Here is a 237-nt window from a genome sequence, read left to right on the forward strand (position 1 = left end):
GGAAGTGGATGCCGTATTCGGGACCGGCATAGGGTTTGGCCAGTCGGACGGGACGGCTTTCCCCACCCGGACTCCATTCGTCTAAATCAAACGGTAATTTGACGCGGTAGCGGCCCATGTCGTCGATATAGGCGTAGGTGCAGTTCTCCGCCGCAGTTACACGTGCGGGTAGTGTGCCGGCGATATGCGGACGCGGGGTGATGCGTTCGGGACGGTAGGCGAGTTGGGCGGGGATGG

Annotated in this window: 1 protein-coding gene; it reads right to left on the minus strand. The window is 61.6% G+C overall.

Annotated elements, in window-relative coordinates:
- Nucleotides 1–237: hypothetical protein (locus tag ACTHUG_RS11665; protein WP_440386932.1), on the minus strand; the 237-nt coding region annotated here is incomplete at both ends.

The organism is Neisseria sp. P0022.S009, assembly GCF_051956675.1.
Classification (GTDB): domain Bacteria; phylum Pseudomonadota; class Gammaproteobacteria; order Burkholderiales; family Neisseriaceae; genus Neisseria.